This is a genomic window from Actinoalloteichus spitiensis RMV-1378 (genome assembly GCF_000239155.1).
In the GTDB taxonomy this organism is placed as follows: domain Bacteria; phylum Actinomycetota; class Actinomycetes; order Mycobacteriales; family Pseudonocardiaceae; genus Actinoalloteichus_B; species Actinoalloteichus_B spitiensis.
The window spans coordinates 1-7,882 of record NZ_AGVX02000223.1 but is presented as its reverse complement, the minus strand read 5'-3'; the positions used below and the strand labels follow the sequence as shown (position 1 = coordinate 7,882).

The 7,882-nt window shown below is 71.0% G+C and carries 9 protein-coding genes; 8 read left to right on the top strand and 1 reads right to left on the bottom strand.

Features of this window, described 5'->3' with window-relative positions; genetic code table 11:
* Positions 1-256: 256 nt before the first annotated feature.
* The 6 genes from ACTIDRAF_RS28370 (at position 257) to ACTIDRAF_RS0211300 (ending at position 4,671) form a co-directional block, all read left to right on the top strand.
* Positions 257-757 carry a DUF5753 domain-containing protein gene (locus ACTIDRAF_RS28370; RefSeq protein WP_248783820.1) on the top strand — a complete coding sequence of 167 codons (501 nt, stop codon included), beginning with the start codon at positions 257-259 and terminating at the stop codon, positions 755-757.
* Complete coding sequence (locus tag ACTIDRAF_RS0211325) at positions 754-948, top strand: DUF397 domain-containing protein (RefSeq protein ID WP_016698855.1); 195 nt, start codon at positions 754-756, stop codon at positions 946-948. The genes ACTIDRAF_RS28370 and ACTIDRAF_RS0211325 overlap by 4 nt, the downstream gene beginning before the upstream one ends.
* 707 nt (positions 949-1,655) lie before the next feature.
* A complete protein-coding gene (locus ACTIDRAF_RS0211315) occupies positions 1,656-2,024 on the top strand; it encodes a hypothetical protein (protein ID WP_016698853.1) in 369 nt (122 codons plus the stop codon).
* 30 nt (positions 2,025-2,054) lie between these two features.
* The gene (locus ACTIDRAF_RS0211310) at positions 2,055-2,405 is read left to right on the top strand and encodes a DddA-like double-stranded DNA deaminase toxin (protein WP_083886241.1); all 351 of its coding nucleotides are present in this window, start codon (positions 2,055-2,057) and stop codon (positions 2,403-2,405) included.
* Positions 2,402-2,878 carry an Imm1 family immunity protein gene (locus tag ACTIDRAF_RS0211305; protein ID WP_016698851.1) on the top strand — a complete coding sequence of 159 codons (477 nt, stop codon included), beginning with the start codon at positions 2,402-2,404 and terminating at the stop codon, positions 2,876-2,878. The genes ACTIDRAF_RS0211310 and ACTIDRAF_RS0211305 overlap by 4 nt, the downstream gene beginning before the upstream one ends.
* Before the next feature lie 527 nt (positions 2,879-3,405).
* Positions 3,406-4,671 carry a glycoside hydrolase family 10-like protein gene (locus ACTIDRAF_RS0211300; protein WP_016698850.1) on the top strand — a complete coding sequence of 422 codons (1,266 nt, stop codon included), beginning with the start codon at positions 3,406-3,408 and terminating at the stop codon, positions 4,669-4,671.
* A 34-nt stretch (positions 4,672-4,705) separates the two neighbouring features.
* Here ACTIDRAF_RS0211300 and ACTIDRAF_RS0211295 read toward each other — a convergent pair whose 3' ends face one another.
* Positions 4,706-5,596: an isocitrate lyase/PEP mutase family protein gene (locus tag ACTIDRAF_RS0211295; protein WP_016698849.1), complete on the bottom strand. Its 891-nt coding sequence runs from the start codon at positions 5,594-5,596 to the stop codon at positions 4,706-4,708.
* Between the two features lie 493 nt (positions 5,597-6,089).
* On the opposite strand from ACTIDRAF_RS0211295, the gene ACTIDRAF_RS34220 reads away from it, so the two are divergent.
* Both ACTIDRAF_RS34220 and ACTIDRAF_RS0211280 read left to right on the top strand, forming a co-directional pair.
* Positions 6,090-6,956: an META domain-containing protein gene (locus ACTIDRAF_RS34220; protein WP_169533974.1), complete on the top strand. Its 867-nt coding sequence runs from the start codon at positions 6,090-6,092 to the stop codon at positions 6,954-6,956.
* 310 nt (positions 6,957-7,266) lie between these two features.
* The coding region (locus ACTIDRAF_RS0211280; RefSeq protein WP_016698846.1) for an META domain-containing protein at positions 7,267-7,882 on the top strand (616 nt) is incomplete at its 3' end.

The window sequence follows — 7,882 nt, the reverse complement described above, 5'->3', positions numbered from 1 at the left end:
GGGAGGGCGTAGGCGCGGACACGGCAGGCCCGGGTCGGGGTGGGGGTGAGGTGGGATGGCGGGGTGGTCATGGTCGTCTCCGTCAGGGTCGGTGGGCCGAGGGTGCCCGCCGGCAGTGGTGGGCCGCCTCGTCGAGCAGGCGCGGGATCTGCCTGCCGCGTCACCGTGGACCCCGTCGTCCTCGCTCCCCGGCCAACTCGGCACGCTCATCAGCTACGAGAACGAGGCAGCTCGGATCACGTAGATCAGCGACATCGTGCCGGGCCTGCTCCAATCTGCGGACTACGCCCGAGCGATGGTTGCTGCCACCCCGGGTCCATATCCGATGGCGGACCTCGTACTCGCCCGGATGGGGCGTCAGGCGTTGCTGCGTTCCCGGAATGCTCCCGTCTACACGGCCTACCTCGACGAAGTCGCGTTCCGCCGGGTTGTGGGTGGCCCGGCAGTAATGGCTGATCAGTTGGACCTGCTCATCGACCACGCACACGCCACCGTGCGCGTCATCCCGGAGGCGATCGGGCCACAGCCCGGTTGGATGATCGGCGGACGTGGGATGGGCACGATCCTGGAGTTCGCCGACGCGGATCCAGTTGTCTACCTCGAACATCTGGCCACTGGGACGTATCTCGACAGGCGGAGCGACACCTCGGTGTACCTGGAAGCGCTGGCTACGCTGTCCGCCGTGGCGATGACCCCAGACGACTCAGCCAAGGTCATCGCCTCGTACCGTGACCAGTACGAAAGGCAGGCACCATGACGGCACGTGACCGCCTCACCGGGTGGCGGAAGGCACGGGCGAGCGGAAGCCAGGGCGACTGCGTCGAAGTCGGTGGCGCGCCAGGCATCGCGGGTATCCGGGACACGAAGAACCGGGACGCGGGCACCCTCGTCGTTGATCGTGACGCCTTCGCCGCCTTCATCGCGGCGGTGAGGTCCGACCGCTTCTGACCCGACCGGCGAGACCCGTGCCCCGGCCGGCAATGTCCCGCTGACCGGGGCACACCCGCTGCTCTCCCTGGCCACGCCAGGTAGCGACGAGTTACGGCACCAGGAGAGGTCGCCGAGGCAGCAAGGAGCGCCTACGCCACCATGGCGGCCGAGGACGAGGGAAGGGTTGACCAGGAGGGCGGACCCGAAACCGTCGAAGTTCGGGAAACGGGACGAGTTCCCGTCGACCCGGCGGTACCCGTCCACCTGGCCTTGACCGGGGATGTCGAGCTGCGCTTCGACGCCGGCGAGAGGTCGGCCTTCCTTGCGGGAGTGGACGACGCTGTGTTCGACTCCGCCGATACGGAACGGGCTACGGTACGCGGAATCGGTTTCCGTGAGGTCGCCGGCGGAGCATCTGTGACGGCGCGGTTAAAAAATAATCGGGCGTGTGGTGCAGGCTTTGCGGCATGTCAGTTGGCGAGTTGCGATCCGGGTTGGCAGAGGTCGCTGAGCTGTTGCCCGTCGGCGAGGTCAGCGCGATACGTGAGAGCGTGGAGGCCGCATTGGCCGACATGAGTGAGGCGTGGCGTGGGAGCCGACACCCTGCCGCCAAGGCAGCGCCTTCCGCCATACGCGCCGCGTTGTCGGAGCTGGAGACGATTAACTCCGGCCTTGAGGAAATTCGGGTGGCGATCGGGTCCTACCTCGGGAAACTTTAGGCTGTCATGGCGGCGTTGAGCGAGGTCGTCGAGCGCTTGCGTGGCGTGATGGATCGCTTGCCTTCGGGCGCGGTCAAGGAGGCTCGCACCCGCGTATCGGACAGGGTGACACCGGCCTTCGCTGAACTCACGAAGGGGACGGCGAACCGAGATTTGCTGACCGCGCGAGTGGCGCTGCGGAGTGTCGCCCGCGGTCTTGAGCGGGTGGACGAGCTCGTCGAGGCCGCCCTGGTGCGTACCAGGGAATGGCTCGCCGAGCACGGTGAGCAGGCGGAGTCGCCGCTGACTCGGCGAACCAGCACGTCGCCGCCGAAGCGAGTGGATGACGTCGCCGCACGGGTGTCGAGGTACCGGGCCAAGCTGGATGACCCGTGACCATACGGTAGGCAGCTTCGAGGTTGGCGATTGGGTGATCAAAAGGATGGCGATACGGCGCTGTCCAGCGGGACACGACTGGAGTCGGGGCGGGCTGACCCCGCCTATACCGCAGCCGTGGAGAAGGCCCGCGCCCTCGGTCTCGCGCGCGGCGGTTTCGTGCCGGACATCGCGCGCCACATCGAGATCAAAGAGGCTTCGTCCATGAGGGCGGGCGAGACGCGTGCGATCGTGATCGGCAAGGACCCGTGCGGTATCGACCCCGTGACCAACGTCAGCTGCCACCGGTTCTTGAAATACTTTCTGCCACCCGATGCCACACTCATCGTCTACGGCCCCACCGGGCGTCCGTACCGGTACGAAGGGAAGCGCACGTCGTGACACTCCAAGCGCAGTACTGGGTCCACGAGCCCGGCCAGGCGCCAGTCGAGAAGGTCGTTGAACTCGCGACCGGTGACGACGTCACCGCCTTCGTGACGACACTCGCCGAGGAAGTGGTGAGTGATGCGATCCTGACCCACACCGCGCGCCCCCGTGTCGACACGGCGATTCCCGATGACGGCGCCCCGAGCGGTTATCTCACGATGCCGGATCACTCGGTCATCGCCGGCATCCATGGAGCCCGAGGAGCCCTCTCATACCGTGGTGACGATGGCCACGGCTCCGAGCCCGTTCATCTCTACAGTCGCGGCGATGGTCCCGAACGGCCGGTCCTGTACGAGACCGACGAGTTCCCGCCGCACTGCGAGATCGCCGTCGAGACCGTCGCCGATGCTCTGGTCGAGTTCCTCGACACCGGCAAACGCCCGCTCAACGTCGCCTGGCAGTCGGCGGCCGATCCGGCAGCGGGCTAGGTTCGTCCCACTCGCGGGTCTACTCGGGGCGCTGTGGGCAGTTCTCATCAGGGCGACCCCAGCCGGGGTTCACCGGTTGTTCGCGAGTGAGGACTGGCTGTTCGCGGAGCCGTGCGGTCGAGATGTTCGCGAGTGTTCCCCACGGTTCTCGCCTCGCATGTCGCCGACGAGATGGTGTCACGGAATGTGGCCTGGAACCAGGTTGGTGGCGGCCTCGCGGGACGGGTCACGGGTCGGCACACCGCACGGGCCGACGTTCTCGGCTGCGACCGACGGTGCGCGGCTGCCGCCTCCTCCGGGAGGACACGGCCCGCCGGAGGTGGGCGCCGCGCAAGCGCGACCCGCCCCGATGGTGGCGTTCCCGCCGGATGCGATGACCGCCGAACGGGTGGTGCTGCGAGGGAAGCCGGTGCCTGCGCGTCAATCTCCGTCATTGTCGACGGAGAAGGGGAAAGTAGCCGTCGTCAGGGCGACGAGGTCGGCCGCCGGCCTCCGTCCCACCAGCGAGCGCACAGTGCGAGGTGAAGGTGTTCACCCGACAGGAACGTTCCCGTCGCCGGCCGCGCGTTCTCGGGGCCGGTGCCCTCGGCCTGCTGCTGGCCTGGTCCTCCGTCGTGCCGACGACGCCGAGCGCCGAGGCGGAGCCGCCGCCGGCGGCCACGGCCAACGAGGAGGAGCAGTTGCGTGGCGTGTGGATCTCCAGTGTGTCCAACATCGACTGGCCCAGCAGGACCGGGCTGACACCCGAGGCGCAACGCGCCGAGTACGACGCCCTGCTGGACCGGGCCGTGGAACTCCGGCTCAACGCGGTCTTCGTCCAGGTCCGCCCCACCGCCGACGCGTTCTGGCCCTCCGAGTACGAGCCGTGGTCGCAGTGGCTCACCGGCACCCAGGGCGGCGACCCGGGGTACGACCCGATGGCATACCTGGTGGAGCAGGCGCACCGGCGTGGCCTGGAGTTCCACGCCTGGTTCAACCCCTACCGGGTCAGCACCCAGGCCGACCCGAACCGGCTCAGCCCCGACCACCCGGCCCGGCGGAACCCGGACTGGGTGTTCAGCTACGGCGGGCAGCTGTACTACGACCCCGGTGTCCCGGCGGTCCGGGAGTTCGTGCAGGACGCCATGATGGACGCCGTCGAACGCTACGACGTCGACGGGGTCCACTTCGACGACTACTTCTACCCCTACCCGGTGGCGGGGCAGCAGATCCCCGACGGCGACACCTTCGCCGAGCACGGTGGGGACTTCTCCTCGGTCGCGGACTGGCGGCGGGACAACGTCAACCGGCTGGTCCGGGAGATGGGGGAGCGGGTCAGGGCGGCGAAACCCGAGGTGGACTTCGGGGTCAGCCCCTTCGGGATCTGGCGCAACGCCGCCACCGACGACCGGGGCTCCCGCACCAGCGGACTGGAGTCCTACGACGCGGTCTACGCCGACAGCCGCCGGTGGGTGACCGAGGGCTGGATCGACTACGTCGCCCCGCAGGTGTACTGGGAGATCGGGCACGCCGCCGCCGACTACGGCGTCCTCGTCCCGTGGTGGTCGGAGGTGGTCGCCGGCACCGGCGTCGGCCTGTACACCGGCCAGGCCGCCTACAAGGTGGGCAGCTCGCCGGCCTGGGACGACGCCGAGTTGAGCGAGCACCTGACGCTCAACCGGCGACACCCCGAGGTCGGCGGCGACATCTACTTCAGCATGTCCTCGCTGCGGGGGAACGCCGCCCGCGCCATCGAACGGGTGGTGCGGGACCACTACTCCGACGCCGCCGCCGAGGAGGCGCCGTCGTCCTGACCGGGGAGGTGCCGGCGTTCCCCCGGGCGTGACCTCAGCTCGACGGGTCAGCCGGGGCCGCCGGCGTCGCGTACCGGGCGGACAGCGCGTCGTAGGCGGGTTTGCCGACCAGTCGCTGCCGCTCGCTCCACGGCGCCAGCTGGTCGGCCACCTCCGCGAGGGACCCCGTCTCCCGCAGCCGGTCCAGGGCCGTCGACATCCCCCGCACCGCGGCCTGGAGGGCGACGTTGGCGAACAGCGCGATCCGGAAACCCCCCAACTCCGACAGCGGGAGCAGCGGGGTGCGGCCGCCTTCCACCAGGTTGACCACCTGCGGCACGGGCAGTGCTGAGGGCAGCGCCCGCACCTCCTCCTCCGTCCTCGGCGCCTCGACGAAGATCATGTCCGCCCCGGCCTCGACGTACCGGTGGGCGCGGTCCAACGCGGCGTCCCAGCCCTCGACCGCCCTGGCGTCGGTGCGGGCGATCACCAGCAGGTCATCGTCCCGGCGGGCGTCGACCGCCGCCCGGACCCGCCCCACCATCTCCTGGGCCGGGACGAGCTCCTTGCCGTCGAAGTGCCCGCACCGTTTGGGCGCGGCCTGGTCCTCCAGCTGGATGGCGTCGGCGCCGGCGCGTTCGAGCAGCCGGACGGTCCTGGTCACGTTCACCGCGTTGCCGAACCCGGTGTCGGCGTCCACCACGAGCGGGACGGAGACCGCCTCCCGGATGGCCGTCACGTGGGAGACCAGTTCGGTGAGGGTCACCAGCCCGATGTCCGGGACGCCGAGGTAGGTGTTGGCCAGTCCGGCCCCGGTGACGTAGACGGCCTCGAACCCCCGGTCCTCGATGACGCGGGCGGCCAGCGCGTTGGCCGCGCCGGGGACCGCGAGCAGCGGGCCGTGCGCCACCCGGTGGCGCAGGGTGCTGGCGGTGGTCTGGGTCATGGGCGGCTCCTCACAGGCGGCGCGGCCGGGCCGCGCGGATGGACGTGACCACCGGCGAATGTATCCAACGTGCATCCACCCGGGGAGTGCCGCCGAACGGACTGGCGGACGAGGTCGCCCCTCCCCGCCTGATCACCCGGACCTGGCTCGCCCCCCGCACCCCTCTGCCCGCCGTCCCGCTCTCCGCGAGCCCGATCAGCGGCATCCCGGACGGCACGTGGCCACCCGGCCGGCCCTGCGTCCCGCCGTCCCAGCCCACGCGCGCGCGGGAAGACGACCGTCCCCTGCGGACCCCCGATCACGGGGGCGGTTCCCGCGCCTGACGAGGGGCCGCCCACGCCCTGGCCAAACCGAGCACCCGCCCGCCGTGCCACCGCGGTGTCCCGGCCACCAACCACCGGCGACGGATCGTGTGCCACCCCGCTGCCACCGACGTGCAACCCGCGCCGTCCGGTGTCCCGTCCTCGGAGCACAACCGCTTCCAGGGATGGTCATGATGACTCGACGCCTCGTGCTCCCCGTCCTCGTCGCCGCGGCCACGGCCGCGATGGTCGGGTGCGGCCAGGACCCCGTCCCCCCCGCGACCGGCGCGGATTCCCCAGCGACCGACGTCACTGCCCCGCGGACGGGACTCGCCGCCCTGGAGGGGGAGTGGCGGCTGGTCGGGGGGAGCACCGCCGACGGGCCGGTCGACGTGCTCGTCCACTACCCGGTCACCCTCACCGTCACCGAGGGGGAGGCGACGGGGAAGGCCGCCTGCAACCTCTACGGCGGGCCCTTCCACGCCGAGGGCGACGGCATCAGTTTCCCCTCCCTGATGCGAACGGAGATGGGCTGCGAACAGCCGGTGATAGACCTGGAGAAGACCTACCTCTCCGCCCTGTCCGTGGTCGGGCAGGCCCGCCACGACGGGGACGCGTTGGTGCTCACCGGGATGGACGTCGAACTGCGGTTCGAGCCCGTCCCGGAGTTCGCCGACGCCCCGCTGGTGGGCACCGACTGGGTCCTGGACACCGTCGTCACCGGCGGAACGGGCTCCTCCGCCAGCGAGTCGGCCTCCTCCACCCGAGGTGGTTCGGCGGTCACGCTCTGGTTCGCGGGTGAGGGCACCCTCACCGGCTCCACCGGCTGCCGGTGGTTCACCGGCACCTGGCGCGAGGAGGCCGGTCGAGTGGAGGTGGCGGACCTGGAACTGGAGGAGCTGGAGCCCGAGGAGCCGTTCTGCGACCACGACGCCACCCGGCGCCAGGCCGACCGCGTGTGGAGCATCCTCGACGGCGGTGACGAGGTCGAGATCGACGGCGACCGGCTCCGGCTGTCCGGTGCGGACGGCGGACTCGTCTACCGGACCAAGCGCTGACGCCCCGAGCCGACCCGCCACCCGCGAGTCCGCCCGATTCCCTCGGCCCCGAACACGGGACGGTTCGCCGGGAGCGCGGGCGAGGCGGATGGCGTTGGTGATCGCTCCGTCCGCCCTGGCGGCGGCACGGCCCGCCACCCGAGGTGTTCGAAGCCCTGACCCCCACCCGGAACCGCACACCCGACCGCCGTCGTGTCCCGGTCACCAACCACCGGGGTCGGGCGGTGTGCCGTTGCCGTCGTTCCCGACGTGCAACCCACGCGGTCGGGTGCCCCGTCCTCGGGGCACAGTCGCCGAAGGAATGGTCATCATGGTTCGACGCCGCACCGCTCCCGCCCTCCTCGCCGTGGTCCTGGCCGGAGCGGTCGGCTGTGGCCACGAACCTGGCGCGTCCTCGGCGCTCGAGGGGGAGTGGGCACTGGTCGCGGGCACCGGGGCCGAGGGACCGTTCGACCTCGACGACGCCGACCCGGTCAGCCTCTCCGTGGTCGATGGCGAGGTGCGCGGGACCGCCGCCTGCAACCTCTACACGGGGGCCGTCGACGCGGCCGACGACGGTGTCCGGATCAACCTCGACGGCGTGACGGCCCGGGGCTGCGACGGGCCGACGATGGACCTGGAGGCGACCTACCTCGCCGCCCTGTCCGCGGTCGGCGGAGCCCACCGCGACGGGGACGCGTTGGTGCTGACCGGATCGCAGGTCGAACTGCGCTTCGAGGTCGTGCCGGAGGTCCCCGACGCCGAGCTGGTGGGCACCGACTGGCTCCTCGGCTCCGTTATCACCGGCGAGACGGCCTCCTCCACCCACAGCGACCCGGCCACGCTCCGCTTCGCCGCCGACGGCACCCTCACCGGCTCCACCGGCTGCCGGGCGTTCACCGGCACCTGGCGCGAGGCGGACGGGCGAGTGGAGGTGGTCGACCTGG